This window comes from Agromyces sp. Marseille-P2726 (assembly GCF_902809835.1).
Taxonomy (GTDB): Bacteria; Actinomycetota; Actinomycetes; order Actinomycetales; family Microbacteriaceae; genus Agromyces.
The window spans coordinates 369,812-387,874 of the sequence record NZ_CADDWM010000014.1 but is presented as its reverse complement, the minus strand read 5'-3'; the positions used below and the strand labels follow the sequence as shown (position 1 = coordinate 387,874).

The following is an 18,063-nucleotide window of genomic DNA, read 5'->3' as shown; positions in this document are numbered from 1 at the left end:
AGTGACCGACATCACCTTCAGCACGCTCGGCGTGCCCGCTCCGCTCGTCGCGGCCCTCGCCGCCGACGACAAGACCACCGCCTTCCCGATCCAGGTCGACACGCTGCCCGACACGCTCGCCGGACGCGACGTGCTCGGCCGCGGCAAGACCGGCTCGGGCAAGACCCTCGCGTTCGCGCTGCCCATCGTCGCGCGCCTCGGCACCTCGCTCGCCGGCGGCAAGCGCCGCCCGGGCCGTCCGCTCGCGCTCGTGCTCGCGCCGACCCGCGAGCTCGCCACCCAGATCACCGCGACGATCGAGCCGCTCGCCGCCGCCTACGACCTGAGGGCCACCACCATCTACGGCGGCATCAACCAGAAGCGCCAGGTCGACGCCTTGCGCGCCGGCGTCGACATCGTCGTGGCCACGCCGGGTCGTCTCGAGGACCTCATGAAGCAGGGCTTCGTGACCCTCGACGCGATCGAGATCACGGTGCTCGACGAGGCCGACCACATGGCCGACCTCGGATTCCTCCCGGTCGTCACGCGCATCCTCGACAAGACCCCGAAGGGCGGGCAGCGCCTGCTGTTCTCCGCGACGCTCGACAACGGCGTCGACAAGCTCGTGAAGCGGTACCTCCAGAACGAGGTGCTGCACTCGGTCGACGAGGCGAACTCCCCCGTCGCGCAGATGACCCACCACGTCTTCGAGATCGCCGACGTCGACCAGAAGAACGACCTCGTGCGCACGCTGGCGTCGGGCACCGGCCGCCGCATCCTGTTCATGCGCACCAAGCACCACGCGAAGAAGCTCGCGCGCAAGCTGACCGAGCAGGGCATCCCGGCCGTCGACCTGCACGGCAACCTGTCGCAACCGCAGCGCGACCGCAACCTCGCCGCGTTCGCCGACGGCTCCGCCAAGGTCATGGTGGCCACGGATGTCGCGGCACGCGGCGTGCACGTCGACGACGTCGAGCTCGTCATCCACGTCGACCCGCCCATGGAGCACAAGGCGTACCTGCACCGCTCGGGCCGCACCGCCCGGGCCGGAAGCGAGGGCGACGTCGTGACGATCTGCCTGCCCGCCCAGAAGCAGGACCTGAAGGCGATCCTGCGCAAGGCGGCCATCACCGTGACCCCGCAGCAGGTCACGGCCACGTCGCCCGCGGTCGCCACGCTCGTCGGCGAGGTCGCGCCGTACGTGAAGCCGGCGCCGCGCGAGGCCAAGCCCCAGCAGGGTGGCGGGCGCTCGCAGGGCGCCAACGCGCAGCGCAAGCGCGCGGCCCGGGCTGAGCAGGGTACCGGCGGGCGGCGCGGGGGCCGTCGAGGCCAGTCGGATGTCGCACCCTCGACGCCGCGGCGCGACCGCTCGGGCCGCCCCGCGGAGGCGAAGGCGCACGCTCCCAGGCAGGGCGCGGGCCAGAGCCGCGGTGCCCAGTCGTCGGGTGCCCAGCGCGGAGGATCCGCTCGCTCGACGGCGAAGCAGCCGCTCCGCGTCGGCAGCCTGGTCTCGCCGAACCGCAACCAGCGCACGAACCGCCGCGCCCAGGGCTGAGCTCAGCACCGGTCGTCGAGGAGCGTCCGCCGCAGGCGGCCCCTCGGTCGTCGAGTAGCGTCCGCCGCAGGCGGCCCCTCGGTCGTCGAGGAGCGCCGCCGCAGGCGCACCCTCGGTCGTCGAGGAGCGCCGCCGCAGGCGCACCCTCGGTCGTCGAGTAGCGCCCGCCGCAGGCGGCCCCTCGGTCGTCGAGTAGCGCCCGCCGCAGGCGGCCGCGTATCGAGACGCACAAGCCCGGCCGCGTATCGAGACGCACAGGCCCGGTCTCGATACGCGTCGGCTTCGCCGGCGCTACTCGACCACGGGAGTCGGCGGAGGCCCGCCGCAGGCGCACCTTCGGTCGTCGAGTAGCGTCCGCCGCAGGCGGCCGCGTGTCGAGACGCACAAGCCCGGCCGCGTATCGAGACGCACAGACCCGGTCTCGATACGCGTCGGCTTCGCCGGCGCTGCTCGACCACCGGGGCGGCTTCGCCGGCGCTACTCGACCACCGGGGCGGCTTCGCCGGCGCTACTCGACCACCGGAGTCGACGGAGCCCCGCCGCCGACCGGGAGGTCGCGGCGGGGCTCCGGCGTTCCTGGTTCAGTAGCTGGCGTAGAAGCTTCCGAGCACGCGGTCGACGGCGTCGAAGTCGGCGTCGGCGATCGCCTGGGCGGCCATGATGATCGAGTAGGTGCCGGCGTAGTCCTGCGCGCCGACGACGACGTACGTCGCGGTGCCGCCGCATCCCGTGAAGATCTCCCAGACGCCCGAGTGCATGCCGTCGTCGAACGGCTCCCGCCCGGTCGAGACGCAGCCCTGCGACGCGAGGTCTGCAGCCACGAGGTCGGCCGAGGCATCCGGTGCCATCGTGGCGGCCGCCTGCGAGGCGTAGATCGACACGCCGGGCGTCGTCCAGGTTCCCTGGTACCCCGCGAGGTCGGGCGCTGCCGAGACCGACTGCCACGTGGTGCCGTTCACGTCCGTGACGGCAGCTCCGTCGACCTGGCTCCACGACGTGGGAACCTCGAGGCTGATCGCGCCCGAGTCATCCGTCACCGTCGTGTACTCACCCGAGACGGGCTCGTCGCTACCGCCGCCCACGACCGGCACGGCCGTGATCGCGTCGCCGTTGAACTGCCCACGGAAGTAGGCGTCCTCGGCGGGGCGGTACAGCTCCACCGAGATCGTGGCGTCCTGGCCGTGGGTGCGCAGCACGTCGCAGTACTCGGTCATGGTGCCGTCGACCGCGAGGCTGACGCCCTCCATGCGGGTCAGCAGGTCGCCGGGCTCGACGCCCGCCTTGTCGGCCACGGAGCCCGACTTGACCGAGTTGACCCAGATGCCGAGTCCGGCGCCCTCCTCGTCGACGAGCGCCTCACCGTTGATGCCGAGGCTCAGGACGTCCTTGCCGTCGACCAGGTCGCCGATGACGTCGAGCACCGCGTCGCGGTGGATCGCGAAGTTGTAGTCGAGCTCGTCGTTGCCCGCGTAGTTCACGCCGACGAGCGCACCCTCCGAGTCGATGAGGGGTCCACCCGAGTTGCCGCCGCGGATGCGCGCGTCGTGCTCGATGACGCCGTCGATCGAGGCCCACGGGGTCTCACCGCTGGTCTGCGCCTTCGAGACGATGCCTCGCGTCTCGGTGAAGGTCGGGTCGCCGAGCGGGAAGCCCGCCGCGTACACGTCGAGCGCCGTCTCGATCTCGTCCTTGCGCCAGTCCATGAAGGGATAGTCGCCCTTCTCGAGCTGCACGACCGCGAGGTCGAGGCACTCCGACGAGCCCAGCACCTTCGCGCTCAGCTCGTTGGACGTGTCGCCGCCGCGCCACACCTTGAGAGTGCCGGCGCCCGTGACCACGTGGTTGTTGGTGACGGCGAGGCCGTCGGGGGTGATGATGAATCCCGAGCCGCGGCCGGCAGTCTCGTAGCCGCCCTCCTCGGGCGACACGAACGAGCCGACGGCTTCGAGCTGGATGGTGGCCGACTGCACCCCGTCGAAGCCGACGGGGCGATTCGCAGAGGCGGTGGGAACGCAGCCCGCGAGCACGGCGACGACGGCCGTGGCTCCTGCGAGCGCGCTGATCCTGGTGGTGTTCTCAGACATGCTCCCGACGGTATTTCCGCGGGGACATGCGGCAGCACCGGGGTACCACCGGACCGCGATGATGCACGCACTGAAGACGGGCACGGGTTATCCCCGAGTGATCGGGGGCGGATGCCGCCACGGCAACCATGTCGCCCGATTTCGTCGTGCGCGCGGGCTGGCTTAGCCTCATGACATGAGCACCGATGTTGCTGCCGATGTGGTCGTCCGTCCCATCCGCGATTCCGATGTGGAGGCCCTGGGTCGCGTGCATGCGACCTGCTGGCACGAGACCTACGACCACCTCATCAGTGCCGCCGCGTTCGAGAACCTCTCGCCCCGCCGCATGGCCGAGCTGTGGACCCACATGGCCGCCCGCGGCGAGGAGTACAACCAGTTCGCCGCCCTCGTCGACGGCGAGATCGTCGGATTCGTCGGCTCGGGCCCGGCGCGCGACGAGAACCCGCCCCGCGAGCGCGAGCTGTACTTCATCTACCTGCTCGACGCGTTCCATGGCACCGGGATCGGCCAGAAGCTGTTCGACGCGGCGTGCGGCGACCGCCCCGGCTACCTCTGGGTTGCCAAGGACAACCCGCGCGCTCACCGCTTCTACCTCCGCAACGGCTTCACGCTCGACGGGGCCGAGCAGGTCGTGCCGTTCCTCGGCGAGGAGATCCTCGAGGTGCGATTCGTCAGGTGACGACGGGCTCCCCGGGTACCCGCAATCCGGGGGTTCCCGCTGACGGTGGTCGTCGCTAGCGTGGCGAAGGTCGGCATTCGTCGACGGATGCCGCGGAAGGACTCCGATGACCGACGCTGCGCGCTCCGCGCACCCCGCCCTCGATGCACTCGCCGAACGGCTCGGCGACCGGCTGCTGTTCCCGGGTGATCCCGCTTGGGATGCCGCCCGCGCCCCGTGGAACCTCGCGATCGACCAGCATCCCGCGGCCGTCGCCTCGCCGGCCGACGTGGCCGAGCTGCAGGAGCTGCTCGCGGCGGCACGCGCCGACGGGCTGCAGCTCGCGGTGCAACCCTCGGGCCACGGTGCATCCGGCACGCTCGACGGCGCCGTGCTCGTGCGCACGGGCGCGTTCGACCTGCTCGAGATCGACCCCGACGCGCGGGTCGCTCGCATCGGGGCCGGCGTCCAGATGGGCCGGGTGCTCGAGGCCCTCGCCGGCACCGGGCTGGTGGCCATGTCGGGCTCGAGCGCGGTCGTCAACGCCACGGCGTTCACCCTGAACGGCGGGCACGCGTGGTTCGCCCGCTCGTTCGGATTCGGCTCGAGTTCGCTGCGGGCGGTCGAACTGCTGACCGCCGACGGGCGCCACCGGTGGCTGCGCGACGCCGATGCGCCCGAGCTCCTCTGGGCGCTTCGAGGTGCGGGCGGCGCATTCGGTGTCGTCACGGCCATCGAGGTCGACCTGCACGAGGCGCCGGTGCTCACCGGTGGCCGCCTCGTCTTCGATGGGGCGGATGCCGCGGCGGTGCTCCGCGCGACGGTGGCCGCAGGTCGCACGGCGCCTGAGACGCTCGCGCTGCACGCCACGGCCGTGCGCATCCCCGACGTCCCCGAGGCTCCCGCCGAGCTGCGCGGCAAGAGCTTCGTCTCGGTCGAGTCGGTCGAGCTCGGCGACTCCCCGTCGGCCCGCGACGCGCTCGACCGCATCCGCGGCGCGGGCACGGTCATCGCCGACACGTGGGGGGCGATCGATGCCCCGGCGCTCACCGCGATCGCCGAGGAGCCCACTGATCCGTCGCCCGGCTTCGGCTGGTCGGCGCTCGCAGATCTCGACGAGGCATCCGTCGACCGGCTCGTGGCCGCGTGGCAGTCGCCCGAGGGCCGGCCCGTCATGGGACTCGCGCTGCGCGTGCTCGGCGGGGCGCTCGCCCAACCGCCGCCCCGCCCCGCCATCGCCGGGGCCGTCAGCGAGGCGCACATCGTCAGCGCCCACGCCATGGGAGTGCCCGCGCTCGCCGAGCCGGCAGCCCGCGCGTTCGAGGCGCTCGACGCGGCGCTCGGGGTCGCGGGATCCGATCGCACGCTCTGCACGTTCCTCGCGCCGGGCGCCGGGTACTCGGGCGCCTACGCCGAGTCCGATGTCGCTCGCGCCGCGCGCATCAAGGTCACGGTCGATCCCGAGAACGTGTTCCGCGGCAATCGCGACTTCGCGTGAGCGGCGCGGGCAGTAGCGTGGAGCGATGAGCGTTCCCGTCATCCTCGATGTCGACACCGGGATCGACGATGCCCTCGCCATCCTCTTCGCGGTGCGGCATCCCGACCTCGACGTGCTCGGCATCTCGTGCGTGGCCGGCAACACCTCGCTCGCGCAGGTCGTCGACAACACCCTGCGGGTGCTCGACGCGGCCGGCGCCCCGCAGATCCCGGTCGCCGCGGGCGCACCGCGTCCGCTGCTGGAGCCGGCACGCGCGTCGTCGCACGTGCACGGGGCCGACGGACTCGGCGGGGTGGCACTGCCGTCGAGCTCACGCAGCGTCGAATCGGTCGGCGCCGTCGAGCTGATGCGCCGGCTCATCCTCGAGCATGAGACCCCGGTCACCCTGGTGGCGCTCGCACCGCAGACGAACCTCGCACTGCTGCTGCGCACGTATCCCGAAGTCGTCGGCAACCTCGAGCGCATCGTGTTCATGGGCGGCTCGGCGAGCGTCGGCAACGCGACCGCGGTGGCCGAGTTCAACGTGTGGCACGACCCCGAGGCGGCGGCGATCGTGCTCGACTCCAACGTGCCGACGTACATGTACGGCCTCGACGTGTTCAACCGGGTCGCGATCGACGAACCCGTCGCGCGAGCGCTCGAGGTCGGCGATGACGCGCTGGGGCGACTGGTCGGTGGCCTCGTCGGGGTGCGCATCTCACGCCCCGACGGCGGCAGGTCGGAGTACACCGGGCACATCGGCGACGCCGGCGCGGTCTGCGCGATCGTCGACCCAGACGCGCTCAGCACCCAGACGCGGCCGGTGCGCGTGGAGCTGGCCGGATACGGACGAGGTCAGACCCTCGTCGACCTCCGTCGTTCCACCGATGAGGCGATGCCGAACACGGCGGGCGACGAGTGGACCAACGTCGAGATCGCGCTCGAGGTCGACGCCGATCGCATCGTGCGGCTGTTCCTCGAGACCCTCGGGCTGGGCGGAGCGATCAGGTAGCGAGGGGATGCCGCTCAGCCGAGGGCACCGACCGAGGCGAGGGCCTGCTTCAGCAGCACGCCACGGCCGCCCTCCATCTCGGCCGCGAAGGCCTCGGACACCGCTTCAGCGGGCGTGATCCAAGTCACCTCGAGCGCATCCTGCCGGGGCTCGCAGGTGCCGGTCACGGGCACGACGTAGGCGAGCGAGACGGCATGCTGACGTTCGTCGGTGAACGGCGAGATGCCGGGAAGCGGAAAGTACTCGGCCACCGCGAACGGCACCGGGCTGGCGGGCAGCAGCGGGAACGCCATCGGCCCGAGGTCCTTCTCGAGGTGGCGGAACAACGCGTCGCGGATGGTCTCGCCGTACATCACGCGACCAGAGACGATCGTGCGGGTCATCTCGCCGAGCGAGTTGGCGCGCAACAGCACGCCGGCTTCGGTAACCTGCCCCAGGCCATCGACCCGCACGGGTACGGCCTCGACGTAGAGCAGGGGCAGCCGTCCGCGGATCTCGGCGAGCTCGAGGTCGCTGAGCCAGCCCGGATTGGCGGGCGGGCCCGACGCCGGCTCGTCGTCAGGAGTCCAGTCCGGGTCGGGAGTGCGCACGGCCATGCGTCGATTCTGCCGCACCGGGCGGCGCACCTCACGGAATCGGCGGGTACGCTCGAACGCGGGCACCGGGGAAACGGCCGGCTCGCGGCATCCGTCGCCCGGAGCGGAGGGACCCATGGCTGCGTTTCGCGTCGACGACGAGGCGGTGATCTGGTCGGCGTCCGAAGACGACCGGGCGGGCCGACCCCTGCTGCTGCTCCTGCACGGCTACAACTCGAACGAGGGAGACCTGTTCGGCCTCGCGCCCTACCTGCCGCTCGAACCGGCGATCGCGTCGCTCCGTGCACCCATCTTCACGGGGTACGGGCACGCCTGGTTCCCGCTCATGGCCGACGGGCTCGAACGATCGATCCAAGCGGCGGATGCCTCGACCGATGCGATCATCGACTGGCTCGACCGGGTGGCGCCCAACGCGACCGGCATCGGGCTGCTCGGATTCTCGCAGGGTGGCGCCATGGCGATGGAGCTGCTGCGACGTGCGCCGGAGCGGTTCGCGTTCGCCGTGAACCTCTCGGGCTTCGCCCTCCCCGGCGAGCGCGATGGCGACGCGCGGCTCGCCGAGCTCGCGACACCCGTGTTCTGGGGTCGCGGCACCGCCGACGACGTGATCATTCCCGAGGCGATCGCTCGCACCCAGGAGTGGCTGCCCCGGCACGCCGCCCTCGACGAGCGGATCTATGAGGGACTCGGCCACTCGATCGCCGAGCGAGAGCTCGCCGATATCCAGGGCTTCCTGCGGGCGCAGTACGCGTCGGCCGCCTGAGCGGCCCGAGCGACGCTGCACCCTGCAGCGGGCTCAGACGCCGCCGCCGCCTCCCCCGCCACCCGCGTCGGAGCGGCGGGATGCGCGCTCGGCGTCGCGCTCGGCGATCCGGATCTTCTCGGCACGCACCGCCGCCTGGGTGGCGCGCTCCTGCACCAGCCACTGCGGCGGCGCAGCCAGCAGCGCCTTGATCTCGGCGGTCGTGAGCGGATCGGTCACGCCACCTCGCGCGAGACCCGAGTTCGAGATGCCGAGCTTCGCGGCGACCACGCTCCGCGGGTGCGGGCCTTCGCGGCGCAGCACCTGCAGCCACTCGGGCGGGTCGGACTGGAGCGCGTTCAGCTCCTCCCGCGTGACGACGCCGTCGCGGAACTCCTCGGGCGCCGCGTCGAGCAGGATCCCGAGCTTCTTCGCGGCGGTCTCTGGCTTCATCGACTGGGGCTGCTTCACCCTCATACCGTAGCCTGAGCGGATGGTGCTGACGCTCCGCTACGTCGCCGGGGTGAGTCCGGCGAAATGGCTCCGCACCTGGGCGGAACGTCGCCCCGACCTCCCGATCGAGGCGATGCGGGTCGAGCAGGCCGAGCAGCTCGCCGACCTCGTCGCTGGTCGCGCCGATCTCGCGTTCGTGCGGCTGCCCATCGAGGCGGATGCGATGCACGCGATCCCGCTCTGGGAGGAGGCGCCCGTCGCGGTGCTGCCGAAGGACCACGCCTTCGCCGACGCCGAGTCGCTCACGACGGCCGACCTCGAGACCGAGCTGCGCGCACCGATGCAGACGGAGGCCGCGATGACGATCGAGCTGATCGCTGCCGGCGCGGGGTACGCGATCGTGCCCCACGGGGTCGCTCGCCTGCACCACCGCCGCGACGTCGTGGCGGTGCCGGTGACGGATGCCGCGCCCACGCGCATCGCGCTCGTGTGGCGGGTCGACCGCGATGACGCGGATATCCAGGAGTTCGTGGGGGTGGTGCGCGGACGCACCGCCCGGAGCTCTCGCGGCGCGGACGACGGACCCGGCTCGGCCGCGTCCAAGCCATCGTCGATCGAAAGGGCCGACACCATGGGCGGGAAGGGCAGCGCGGGCGCGAAGGGCGGAACGCCCGGCCGCAACGCCCGCCGCGGGGCATCCGCTCGCTCCGGCCGAGCCGTTCGCAAGCGTGGCGGACGCGGGCGATAAGACCGGACCTACCGGCAGCACCTTCAAGCGTGACCACGCCCGGAACGCCATCGAGCGGATGACGCCGGTCGCGTCATCCGCTCGATGTGTGAATTACGCCGGATCAGGTGGCGGAGCGGCTGCGGTTGCGCGTGATGAGACCCCAGATCAGCAGCACGATGATGGAGCCCGCGATGGCGAGCAGCCACGTGCTGAGGTCCCAGAACTCCTCGAGACCGACGCCGAACAGCAGGCTGCCGATCCAGCCGCCGAGCAGGGCGCCCACGACGCCGAGCAACAGCGTGACGAGCCATCCGCCGCCCTGCTTGCCGGGCAGGATCAGCTTCGCGATGGCACCGGCGATGAGGCCGAGGATCAGAAATGCGAGGAAACCCATGAGTGCTCCTTCTGTTAGGGGGTGGCAACACGAAACCACGCGCCGGATCGGGGCTGCAACCCCTTGCCGAGCGCTTGAATTTCGCGCTATGTGCGCAGCATACGAGCGCCGAACCGCAGTGCGACGCACGCATGCGGCGCGTCAGCAGGCAGACTGGTCGGGTGAGCGACGGCTCGGACACCTGGGTGCTGCACGTCGACCTCGACCAGTTCATCGCCGCGGTCGAGGTGCTGCGACGCCCCGAACTCGCGGGCAGGCCGGTCATCGTCGGCGGGCGCGGTGATCCGACCGAGCGAGCCGTGGTCTCCACCGCGTCCTACGAGGCTCGCGAGTACGGTGTCGGCTCCGGGATGCCGCTGCGCCTCGCTGCGCGGAAGGCGCCCGACGCCGTGATCCTTCCCGTCGACGCCGAGGCGTACACCGCGGCATCCGTCGCCGTCATGTCGACGCTGCGAGCCCAACCGGGTGCGACCGTGCAGGTGCTCGGATGGGACGAGGCGTTCATCGGCGTGCGGACCGACGATCCCGAGGCGTATGCGCGACAGGTGCAACGTGCCGTGCTCGACCGGACGAGCCTGCACTGCAGCATCGGCATCGGCGACACGCTCGTGCGTGCCAAGGTGGCGACCGGGTTCGCCAAGCCGCGCGGGGTGTTCCGGCTCACTGCCGACAACTGGCTCGAGGTCATGGGAGATCGACCGACGATCGGCCTGTGGGGCGTCGGTTCGAAGATCTCGCGCCGCCTTGCCGAGCACGGCGTCGTGACGGTCGCGCAGCTGGCGACCGCCGACCCGTCGGAGCTCGTGGCGGAGTTCGGCCCGAAGATGGGCCCCTGGTACCAGACGCTCGGTCGCGGCGAGGGCGCGCGGGTGGTCGACGATTCCCCGTGGGTGGCGCGCGGCCACAGCCGCGAGACGACCTACCAGCAGAACCTCACCGAGCCCGCGCAGATCGAGGAGGCCGTGCGCGAGCTCGCCGTGCAGGTGCTCGAGGATGTCGCGGCCGAGGGCCGCCCGGTGATCGGGCTGACGCTGAAGGTGCGCTACGCGCCGTTCATCACCAAGACGTACCAGCGGAAGATCCCCGAGACCTCAGACCGGGACGACGTCGTCGAGCGGATCCTCGGACTGCTGCACGACCGACTCGAGCGTGGCCGACCGGTGCGGCTGCTTGGAGTGCGGGCCGAGATGCCCATGCCCGACGACGCGCGAGAAGGGCACACCCCGACCCGCGGCGGCTGGTGACGTCGACGATCAGAGGCCCTGCCACCACGGCATCATCGGACCGAGCTGCTCGGGAACGTAGACGAAGACCCGGGAGACGGCAGCCGTGAGGATCCAGAGTCCGAACCCGGCGGCGGTGATGATCCAGGCGATCATCTTGTGCTGTTCGTAGTCGGGGAGCAGGCGCCCCTCCTTGTCACGCTGCACGCCGGCGAGGGTCAGGATCAGGTCGATCAGCCACCAGATCCCCAGTCCGCCGATCGTCAGGAGCTTCACGATGCCCGTGCCGACCTTGCCGAGGTAGAAGCGGTCGACGCCGAGGAATCCCAGCAGCCACGAGAACATCCAGGTCGCGATGAAGGATCGGTCGGACAGTGCGGTCGACTGGGCCGGCAGGGGCCCGGGCGGGCTCGTTGCGGGGGTGTTGGCGGACATGTTGACCTCCTTCGGTCATGAACGTGGAGCGACGATGAGCACCGGCGACGGCGGCTCGACGAGCAGGTCGTGGCTGACCGAGCCGAGGAAGAAACGGGAGAGTCCTCGTGCGCCATGGCTCGCCACGACGAGGAGGGCGGAGTCGGCTCCGAGCCTGCGGAGCACCTCGGTCGGGCGTCCGGCCTCCAGTCGGCCCGTCGGGCTCGCCCCGAGCCCATGCGCGAACTCGATGGCATCATCCAGGAGTCCATGATGGATCTCCTCGAGGGTCGCGACGTCGGAGGAGTACTCGTGGTACGCCGTGTCCCACTCCTGCGGAATCTGCCAGGCGTGCACCACCTCGAGCGACGAGCCGAGTCGATCCGCCTCGGCCGCGGCGAGTTCGACGGCGGCGAGCGAGGCGTGGGAGCCGTCCACTCCGACGACGACCCCGAGCGGCCGCTCGGTCGCCGGGACCGCGGGGACGACCGCCACGGTTCCCCCGCCGCGGCGGCCGGCCAGGCGGGACCCGAGCGTCCACCGGGTCGCCCGAGGGTGGTCCGGCCCGCCCACCACGACGAGGGTGTCGGGCCCGAGCTGCGGCTCCAGGGCCTCGATCGCCGAACCGTGGGCGGTCTCGGTCTGCAGATGAAGGCCCGGGTGCGTGGCGCGGAGCTGCTCTGCCACGTCGATGAGCCTCGTCCGCTCCGCCGAGAGCTCGCCCGTCGCACGCTGGTACTCGGCGTCCGTCGGCCTGCCGCCGATGGCATGGATGAGCATGAGGGGCAGGTCCCGGTAGCGGTCGGCAGCCCATTCGACCGCCGCTTGCGATTCCGCCGTGCCGTCCCAGCCCGCAATGACCCTCGTGAACATGCGATCAGGGTGACACCCGTGCGGCCGCCCGACTGGGCCCTAGGTCACATCGGCGCGGCCACCACCCACCGGCGCGGTGGGGTCACTCGGGCTCGCGGCGTTCCAGCTCGTAGACCGCGGCCTGGGTGCGACGCTCGAGCCCGAGCTTGCGCAACAGCCCCGACACGTAGTTCTTGACCGTCTTCTCGGCGAGCCCCAGCCGTTCCCCGATCTGCCGGTTGGTGAGCCCTTCGGCGATGAGCGCGAGCACCTGACGCTCGCGCAGCTGGAGGGAGCCGAAGCGGGGATCGTCGCGCCCGCCTGCCTCGGCGCGCTCGGCGACGTGTCGCGTGGCCGCCGGATGCAGGAGCGACCGCCCGGCGGCGACGGCGCGGATGTCCTCGAGCAGTCGCGTGCCGGCGACGTTCTTCAGCACATAGCCCGATGCTCCGGCGAGCACCGCGGAGACCGATGCCTCGTCGTCGTCATACGCAGTGAGGATGAGGCATCGCACCTCGGGATGCCGCGAGCGCACCTCGCGGCAGAGTGCGACACCGTCTCCGTCGGGCAACCGTACGTCGAGCACCGCGACGTCGGGCAGGGTCGCGGCGATCCGGGCGAGGGCGTGCGTCACGTCGCCCGCCTCGCCGACGACCTCCATGTCGGGTTCGCGATCGAGCAGCTCCGCGATGCCGCGGCGAACGATCTCGTGGTCATCGACCAGGAAGACCCGAGTCATGACGGGGCTCCGATGCGTTCGGCCGGGGATTCACGGTCCACCTCGGGGGCGGGCACGCGCCACTCGACCCTGGTCGCACCGGGTACGGAGTCGATGTGCAGCTGGCCGCCGCGGCGCTCGGCCCGCGCTCGCAGGTTGTCGAGCCCGCTTCGGCGACCGCGTTCGGGAATGCCGACGCCGTCGTCTTCGACGACGACCCGAACGGATGCCGCATCCACGCCGATCGAGATCCGGATCCGGTCTGCTCCCGAGTGCCGGATCGCGTTCATCAGCAGCTCCCGCACGGCGGCCGAGACGTCATCGGCGATCGATCCGACGAGGGCGAGATCGACGGGACCGGCGAAGCTCACCGGGACCGGACGAGCGCGACCCACGGTGCTCTCGGCGACCAAGTCGAGGATCCGTTGTCTCAGCGAATCGCCCTCCCGTTCCCGGGCTCGCAACGCGAAGATGATCGTGCGGATCTGCGCGATCGCATCGTCGATCGTCGTGATCGCTCCTCGCAGCACCGCGGCATCCGTCGACGTCTCGGCCGTGAGTGCCTGCAGCTCGAGACCGACGCCGAAGAGCTGCTGGATCACGTGGTCGTGCAGGTCGCGGGCGATGCGGGCGCGGTCCGCGTCCAACTGCGCACGCTGTCGCTGCTCGCGGGACTCGGCGAGGTCGATCGCCAGGCCGACGCGGCCGGCGAGGTCACCGGCGATGTCGATCTCCGCCGGCCCGAACGGCGGCCGCCCGGGCTCGCGAGCGACGACGATCACGGCCCAGACCGTGTCGGAGCGCCGCAGCGGGACGCTCATGACGGGGCCGGCGTCGCCGTCGACGACGATCGCCAGGGCGTCGACGGCGTCGGGATCGCGTGTGCCGGCAACGGCCCGTGCATCACCCGTCTCGAATGCGAGCCCCGCAGAGGTGTCCATCGCGGACACGATCGCGCCCGAGACCTCGTCGGCGGCGCTGCCGCGGGCCTCCGCGACTCGAAGCGTGAGCGGGTCGGGACCCGGAACGAGGATGCAGATGCGGTCGGCGGTCGACCGAGCGGCGAGCTCATCGGCGAGCAGACCGGGTGCGGCCGCACTCGCCGTGTCGACCAGCGCGGCGGCGATCTGCGCGGACGCGGCGGTCCACTCCTGTCGGAGGAGGGTCTCGTCGTAGAGCCGGGCATTCGCGATCGCGAACCCCGCGGTGGCGGCCAGCGTCGACACCAGCTCCTCGTCGGCGGCGGTGAACTCGCCGGCCCGGGGCTCCGTGAGGTACAGGTTGCCGAACACCTCATCTCGCACCCGGACGGGAACGCCCAGAAACGCATCCATGTGCGGATGCCCTGCCGGGAATCCGGCCGATCGGCGGTCGTCGGCGATGTGCAGCAGTCGTATGGGCCGTGGATCGTCGATGAGCGCACCCAGCACGCCACGTCCCTCGGGGAGGTGCCCGATCGCGGCGACCTGCTCGGGCGACATCCCGACATGCACGAACGCCTCCAGCCCGCGCCCGTCGGCGGCGATCACCCCGAGCGCCCCGTAGCGCGCGTCGACGAGCTCGACGGCCGCCCGCACGATGCGTTCCAGCACCACGGAGAGGTCGAGCGGCTGCACGACGGCCTGCGTGGCACGCAGCAGCGCCCTCAGGCGATCCTGCGACTGCATCACGTCGCCGGCGCGCTCCATGAGTTCGTGAAGGGCGCGATCCAACTCGGATCCGGGCTCCCCCGGGCCGGATCCCGGCAACGGTCGACCCGGCACGGTTCCTCCGATGGCTCGTCCGCAGGCTACCACCGGGTGGCGGCCGACCGACAGACGTCGGATCGAGGGACCATTGGCCCGTCGCCGCCGCGCTTCGAGCGCGACCATGAGGCCATGCCGGCACGCTCCCCGGGCGCTCCCAGAGACGGCCGGATTTCGGAGAGGCGGCGGTGATGGACGGGACGATCCTCGTGGGAATCGACGGATCGGTGGCGAGTCGCGCGGCGATCACCTGGGCGATCGCTCGCGCCGGCGACCTGGAGACCGGTGTTTCCCTGCTCAGCGTCGTCGACGACGAGTGGGGGACGATCAGCGATCGCGACCTCGCCGAGCTGCGAACCGACACCGAGCGGGTGGCGACGCGGGAGCTCGCCTTCGCCCGTGGTATCGCCGACGGGGTACCGGTGTCCGCCACCGTGGAGGTCGGGGCTCCGATGCTCGAGCTCGCCGCGACGGCGTCGCGGCACGAGTCGGTGGTCATCGGCTCCCACAAGACGGGGACCTTCCACGGGCATGCCCTCGGCTCGCGTGGGTTGCAGCTCGCGGCCGTCGCGCCGGTCCCGATAGCGGTCGTCCCCGTGACGTCGATGAAAGGACGCAGCGGAGTGGTCGTCGGTGCGGGCACGGCTCCCGGCTGGATCGAGGCGGTTCGCTTCGCCATGGGCGAGGCCGTCCGACTCGGTGAGCCGCTGACCGTGCTGCGGTCCGCCCAGGGGGTGCCATTCGGCGAGCAGGCGCTCGGGTCCCTGCTCGACGCCGGAGACGAGGCTGAGTCATCCGTCGACGTCATGCTCCACCGCTCGACCGCACCCGCTGGGGAGGCCCTCGCGAACGCATCCCACCGGGCAGTGCTCACCATCAGCGGCCGCCCGACCGAGCACGGCGCTCGCGGCTATCGACCGCTCGGCCGCACCAACAGCGACCTGCTCATGAACGTCGGCGGGCCGGTGATCATCGTCCCGCACCTCACCGGGGCGTGAACCGACGACCTCGTCGCGATCGCGGGACCTTCGTCCCCGGCGTGCGCGCCGTCGAGACGCATGATGATGGCATGGACGCGAACCACGCAACCCGGATCACCCTGCTCGTCGTCCAGGCGTTCGTCGCGGTGACCGCATTCGCCGGAGGCGTCGCCCTCGCCGCCGGCTCCATCGTTCCCGACCTCGCGTCGGCCATCACGCCGCCCGCCGAATACCTCGAGGGCTCGCCCTTCTCGTCCTACCTGGTACCGGGGCTCGTGCTCGCGCTCGTGCTGGGCGGGGTCCACGCCGTCGCCTTCGTGCTCCTGCTTCGCCGGAGGCCATCGGCACTGTTCGTGAGTGCCGCTGCCGGATATGCAGCGCTCATCTGGATCTTCGTGCAGATGATGGTCATCCCCTTCAGCTTCCTTCAGGCGGTCTACTTCATGGCGGGTGCGGTGGAGCTCGGCCTCGTGATGCTGCTGCTCGGCCTCCTGCCGATCACCCGCTCAACCGAGGCGCGGCGCACGGGCACGAGAGTGACCACGTCGTGACGGATCCCGGAGCTGTCACGAGAGGCCGAGTCAGGGCCGCCACGACTCCGATGGATTCGCTCGGCGGAGGGTGAGACCCTCCGAGCTGTCGGCCGCCACGGCGAGTCGCTCGATGAGTACTGGATCGATGACGGGATCAGGTGTCGCCACCTCGAAGATCAGCCCATGGGTCGGGTTCAGCAGGACTGTCGTCATCCCCCCGTGCCCGTGGTCCGTCTCGATCCATGAGAGCGTCAGCGTCTCGCCGCGGCGGAGTCGTTCGACGATGACGATCTGAAGGTGGGCGAGCACCTCGTCATCGACCTCGAAGGTCGCGTCATTGTGCTGGAAGATCCCCATCTCGGCACCGGTGGTCGCAGGATAACGAGAACATCACCGGGGTCCGGGGCGATCTCCTCCCATGCTAATCCGCGCTTCGCACGCGCACCAGACCAGTCTCCGTGCCGGGCGTGCGTCGCTCAGTCGGGCAGGTCGAGCGATCGATCGACGAGACGAGCCGCGACCTGGCTGATCCCGACTCGATGCGAGCGCGCATACGCTCGAATCAGCTCGAACGCCTCGTCGATCGAGACGCCGCGCGTGTAGGCCACCACGCCCTTCGCCTGCTCGACCACGATGCGGCTGTTCAGCGCGATCTGGAGCTGTTCCGCCAGGATCGTGGTCTCGCGCATCGACCGCTCGTGGAGGATGCCGATCGTCGCGATATCCGCGAACGCCTTGCTCGCTGCGGCATCCTCGGGGGCCAATCCACTGCTCCCGCGTCGAAGCAGGTTCAGTGAGCCGATGATCGTGTCGCGGAGGCGAAGGGGCACCGCGTGCACGGAACCGAATCCCGCCCGCACGGCGCTGTCGCGGAACGTGCTCCACTCGGCCGGCACGTCGCGAACGTCGGGCACGGACACCGGGCGACCGGTTCGGAAGCTCTCGACGCACGGCCCTGCCTCGGCGCTCAGCTGCACGAGCTCGACGAGCCGGCTCGACTCACTCGTCGACGCGATGACGTCCAAGACTCCAGCCGTGTCGGCGAGAAGGATCGCGGCCTCCGAGACGTCGAGCAGCTCCTTGCACGTGTCGACGAGCAGTTGGAGCAGGTCGACCACGTCGTAGTCGTCGACGAGCGTGTCGGCGAGCGTGACGAAGGTCTCGAGGAGGCGACTCTCGCGGGTGATGTCGTTCATCCGGCATCCCCGATTCCCTCGTCGGTGGGAGCGAAATCGAGCAGACCGCTCAGGATGTCGCGGGCGACGTCCATCACGCTCCGGGATTCCGCGAACGCGCGACCTTCGATGACGAGCAGGGCGTCGTCAGGGGTGATGCCGAGTTGCGCCAGCACCATGCCGGTCGCCTGGTGCACGAGGCGTCGGGAGTACGCGGTGCTGGACGGTTCGCTCTCACGGTCGACGGTTGCCAGCGCGCTTCGGAGGACGTGGCGCCCGACGATCGCGGCCATCGCGTCGGCCTGCCGAGTCTGCGTGCGGTCGAGCCGCACCGGCTGTGCCGAGTAGAGGTCGACCGCGCCCATTCGAAGGGGACCGACTGCGAGGGGGAACGCGAAGATCGCCCTCACGTCATCCTGTGCGATCGCCGTCCTGAAGGCGGGCCACGAGCGTCGCTGATGATCGCGAAGATCGGGCTCGAGCACGGCCGCGCCGGTGACGAGCGCGTCCCAGCACGGCCCCTCGCCGAGGTCGAACTGCAGTTCATCGAGTCGGGCCGCGAGATGATCGCTCGCGGCGATGGTCTCGCTGCCGAGAAGTGCGCCGACGGTCGCGACCGAGGCTCCCGTCACGGGGAACACGTCGAGGAACGGTCGGCAGTACTGCCCGGGATTGCCGCCGGCGCGTTCGAGCGACTCCATCGCGCTCGAGAACCCGCCGGTCACGATGCCCTCCCTCCGCGC

The 18,063-nt window shown here is 71.1% G+C and carries 20 protein-coding genes; 9 read left to right on the top strand and 11 right to left on the bottom strand.

What is annotated here, in order from left to right; translation table 11 throughout:
• Position 1 precedes the first annotated feature (1 nt).
• Positions 2–1,534: a DEAD/DEAH box helicase gene (locus HUS56_RS11340; RefSeq protein WP_173923536.1), complete on the top strand. Its 1,533-nt coding sequence runs from the start codon at positions 2–4 to the stop codon at positions 1,532–1,534.
• A 581-nt stretch (positions 1,535–2,115) separates the two neighbouring features.
• Here HUS56_RS11340 and HUS56_RS11335 read toward each other — a convergent pair.
• A complete protein-coding gene (locus tag HUS56_RS11335) occupies positions 2,116–3,618 on the bottom strand; it encodes a S1C family serine protease (RefSeq protein WP_173923535.1) in 1,503 nt (500 codons plus the stop codon).
• Between the two features lie 175 nt (positions 3,619–3,793).
• Here HUS56_RS11335 and HUS56_RS11330 point away from each other — a divergent pair, with 175 nt between their 5' ends.
• The 3 genes from HUS56_RS11330 (at position 3,794) to HUS56_RS11320 (ending at position 6,765) form a co-directional block, all read left to right on the top strand.
• Positions 3,794–4,297: a GNAT family N-acetyltransferase gene (locus HUS56_RS11330; RefSeq protein WP_173923534.1), complete on the top strand. Its 504-nt coding sequence runs from the start codon at positions 3,794–3,796 to the stop codon at positions 4,295–4,297.
• A 106-nt stretch (positions 4,298–4,403) separates the two neighbouring features.
• Positions 4,404–5,774 carry an FAD-binding oxidoreductase gene (locus tag HUS56_RS11325; RefSeq protein ID WP_173923533.1) on the top strand — a complete coding sequence of 457 codons (1,371 nt, stop codon included), beginning with the start codon at positions 4,404–4,406 and terminating at the stop codon, positions 5,772–5,774.
• Positions 5,775–5,799: 25 nt separating this feature from the next.
• Positions 5,800–6,765: a nucleoside hydrolase gene (locus HUS56_RS11320; RefSeq protein ID WP_173923532.1), complete on the top strand. Its 966-nt coding sequence runs from the start codon at positions 5,800–5,802 to the stop codon at positions 6,763–6,765.
• Positions 6,766–6,779: 14 nt separating this feature from the next.
• Here HUS56_RS11320 and HUS56_RS11315 read toward each other — a convergent pair whose 3' ends face one another.
• Positions 6,780–7,361, bottom strand: a complete 582-nt coding sequence (locus HUS56_RS11315) for an NUDIX hydrolase family protein (protein ID WP_173923531.1) — start codon at positions 7,359–7,361, stop codon at positions 6,780–6,782.
• A 115-nt stretch (positions 7,362–7,476) separates the two neighbouring features.
• On the opposite strand from HUS56_RS11315, the gene HUS56_RS11310 reads away from it, so the two are divergent.
• Positions 7,477–8,124 (top strand): alpha/beta hydrolase, encoded by a 648-nt coding sequence (locus HUS56_RS11310; RefSeq protein WP_173923530.1) that lies wholly within the window; start codon positions 7,477–7,479, stop codon positions 8,122–8,124.
• 33 nt (positions 8,125–8,157) lie between these two features.
• Here HUS56_RS11310 and HUS56_RS11305 read toward each other — a convergent pair whose 3' ends face one another.
• On the bottom strand, positions 8,158–8,580 hold the full coding sequence (locus HUS56_RS11305; protein WP_173923529.1) for a DUF5997 family protein: 423 nt from the start codon (positions 8,578–8,580) through the stop codon (positions 8,158–8,160).
• A 16-nt stretch (positions 8,581–8,596) separates the two neighbouring features.
• Here HUS56_RS11305 and HUS56_RS11300 point away from each other — a divergent pair, with 16 nt between their 5' ends.
• Positions 8,597–9,304 carry a LysR family transcriptional regulator substrate-binding protein gene (locus tag HUS56_RS11300; RefSeq protein ID WP_173923528.1) on the top strand — a complete coding sequence of 236 codons (708 nt, stop codon included), beginning with the start codon at positions 8,597–8,599 and terminating at the stop codon, positions 9,302–9,304.
• A gap of 103 nt (positions 9,305–9,407) precedes the next feature.
• Here the strand turns inward: HUS56_RS11300 and HUS56_RS11295 are convergent, their stop codons facing one another.
• Positions 9,408–9,680, bottom strand: a complete 273-nt coding sequence (locus tag HUS56_RS11295; RefSeq protein ID WP_173923527.1) for a GlsB/YeaQ/YmgE family stress response membrane protein — start codon at positions 9,678–9,680, stop codon at positions 9,408–9,410.
• 131 nt (positions 9,681–9,811) lie between these two features.
• Here HUS56_RS11295 and HUS56_RS11290 point away from each other — a divergent pair, with 131 nt between their 5' ends.
• Positions 9,812–10,924 (top strand): DNA polymerase IV, encoded by a 1,113-nt coding sequence (locus tag HUS56_RS11290; protein ID WP_173923526.1) that lies wholly within the window; start codon positions 9,812–9,814, stop codon positions 10,922–10,924.
• 9 nt (positions 10,925–10,933) lie between these two features.
• On the opposite strand, the gene HUS56_RS11285 is transcribed toward HUS56_RS11290, so the two are convergent.
• The 4 genes from HUS56_RS11285 to HUS56_RS11270 form a co-directional block, all read right to left on the bottom strand.
• The gene (locus HUS56_RS11285) at positions 10,934–11,338 is read right to left on the bottom strand and encodes a TM2 domain-containing protein (RefSeq protein WP_173923525.1); all 405 of its coding nucleotides are present in this window, start codon (positions 11,336–11,338) and stop codon (positions 10,934–10,936) included.
• Between the two features lie 15 nt (positions 11,339–11,353).
• The gene (locus HUS56_RS11280; RefSeq protein WP_173923524.1) at positions 11,354–12,190 is read right to left on the bottom strand and encodes a universal stress protein; all 837 of its coding nucleotides are present in this window, start codon (positions 12,188–12,190) and stop codon (positions 11,354–11,356) included.
• An 82-nt stretch (positions 12,191–12,272) separates the two neighbouring features.
• Positions 12,273–12,908, bottom strand: a complete 636-nt coding sequence (locus HUS56_RS11275; protein ID WP_173923523.1) for a response regulator transcription factor — start codon at positions 12,906–12,908, stop codon at positions 12,273–12,275.
• Positions 12,905–14,599 carry a GAF domain-containing protein gene (locus HUS56_RS11270; RefSeq protein ID WP_254431411.1) on the bottom strand — a complete coding sequence of 565 codons (1,695 nt, stop codon included), beginning with the start codon at positions 14,597–14,599 and terminating at the stop codon, positions 12,905–12,907. The genes HUS56_RS11275 and HUS56_RS11270 overlap by 4 nt, the downstream gene beginning before the upstream one ends.
• A gap of 224 nt (positions 14,600–14,823) precedes the next feature.
• On the opposite strand from HUS56_RS11270, the gene HUS56_RS11265 reads away from it, so the two are divergent.
• Positions 14,824–15,630, top strand: coding sequence for a universal stress protein (locus HUS56_RS11265; protein WP_173923521.1), 807 nt, complete (start codon positions 14,824–14,826; stop codon positions 15,628–15,630).
• A 71-nt stretch (positions 15,631–15,701) separates the two neighbouring features.
• Entirely contained in the window at positions 15,702–16,163 is a 462-nt protein-coding gene (locus tag HUS56_RS11260) for a hypothetical protein (protein ID WP_173923520.1), read from the top strand.
• A 30-nt stretch (positions 16,164–16,193) separates the two neighbouring features.
• On the opposite strand, the gene HUS56_RS11255 is transcribed toward HUS56_RS11260, so the two are convergent.
• From HUS56_RS11255 to HUS56_RS11245, 3 genes are all read right to left on the bottom strand, one after another.
• Positions 16,194–16,502 (bottom strand): ATP-dependent DNA ligase, encoded by a 309-nt coding sequence (locus HUS56_RS11255; protein ID WP_173923519.1) that lies wholly within the window; start codon positions 16,500–16,502, stop codon positions 16,194–16,196.
• Between the two features lie 119 nt (positions 16,503–16,621).
• A complete protein-coding gene (locus HUS56_RS11250) occupies positions 16,622–17,341 on the bottom strand; it encodes a GAF and ANTAR domain-containing protein (protein WP_173923518.1) in 720 nt (239 codons plus the stop codon).
• Entirely contained in the window at positions 17,338–18,045 is a 708-nt protein-coding gene (locus HUS56_RS11245; protein ID WP_254431410.1) for a GAF and ANTAR domain-containing protein, read from the bottom strand. Before HUS56_RS11245 ends, HUS56_RS11250 begins: the two co-directional genes overlap by 4 nt.
• Positions 18,046–18,063: the final 18 nt, after the last annotated feature.

Coding starts and splice junctions, on each gene's coding strand:
- HUS56_RS11335 (WP_173923535.1), bottom strand. CDS start 3,618: ATGTCTGAGAACACCACCAGGATCAGCGCGCTCGCAGGAGCCACGGCC.
- HUS56_RS11330 (WP_173923534.1), top strand. CDS start 3,794: ATGAGCACCGATGTTGCTGCCGATGTGGTCGTCCGTCCCATCCGCGAT.
- HUS56_RS11325 (WP_173923533.1), top strand. CDS start 4,404: ATGACCGACGCTGCGCGCTCCGCGCACCCCGCCCTCGATGCACTCGCC.
- HUS56_RS11320 (WP_173923532.1), top strand. CDS start 5,800: ATGAGCGTTCCCGTCATCCTCGATGTCGACACCGGGATCGACGATGCC.
- HUS56_RS11315 (WP_173923531.1), bottom strand. CDS start 7,361: ATGGCCGTGCGCACTCCCGACCCGGACTGGACTCCTGACGACGAGCCG.
- HUS56_RS11310 (WP_173923530.1), top strand. CDS start 7,477: ATGGCTGCGTTTCGCGTCGACGACGAGGCGGTGATCTGGTCGGCGTCC.
- HUS56_RS11305 (WP_173923529.1), bottom strand. CDS start 8,580: ATGAGGGTGAAGCAGCCCCAGTCGATGAAGCCAGAGACCGCCGCGAAG.
- HUS56_RS11300 (WP_173923528.1), top strand. CDS start 8,597: ATGGTGCTGACGCTCCGCTACGTCGCCGGGGTGAGTCCGGCGAAATGG.
- HUS56_RS11295 (WP_173923527.1), bottom strand. CDS start 9,680: ATGGGTTTCCTCGCATTTCTGATCCTCGGCCTCATCGCCGGTGCCATC.
- HUS56_RS11290 (WP_173923526.1), top strand. CDS start 9,812: ATGCGGCGCGTCAGCAGGCAGACTGGTCGGGTGAGCGACGGCTCGGAC.
- HUS56_RS11285 (WP_173923525.1), bottom strand. CDS start 11,338: ATGTCCGCCAACACCCCCGCAACGAGCCCGCCCGGGCCCCTGCCGGCC.
- HUS56_RS11280 (WP_173923524.1), bottom strand. CDS start 12,190: ATGTTCACGAGGGTCATTGCGGGCTGGGACGGCACGGCGGAATCGCAA.
- HUS56_RS11275 (WP_173923523.1), bottom strand. CDS start 12,908: ATGACTCGGGTCTTCCTGGTCGATGACCACGAGATCGTTCGCCGCGGC.
- HUS56_RS11265 (WP_173923521.1), top strand. CDS start 14,824: ATGGACGGGACGATCCTCGTGGGAATCGACGGATCGGTGGCGAGTCGC.
- HUS56_RS11260 (WP_173923520.1), top strand. CDS start 15,702: ATGGACGCGAACCACGCAACCCGGATCACCCTGCTCGTCGTCCAGGCG.
- HUS56_RS11255 (WP_173923519.1), bottom strand. CDS start 16,502: ATGGGGATCTTCCAGCACAATGACGCGACCTTCGAGGTCGATGACGAG.
- HUS56_RS11250 (WP_173923518.1), bottom strand. CDS start 17,341: ATGAACGACATCACCCGCGAGAGTCGCCTCCTCGAGACCTTCGTCACG.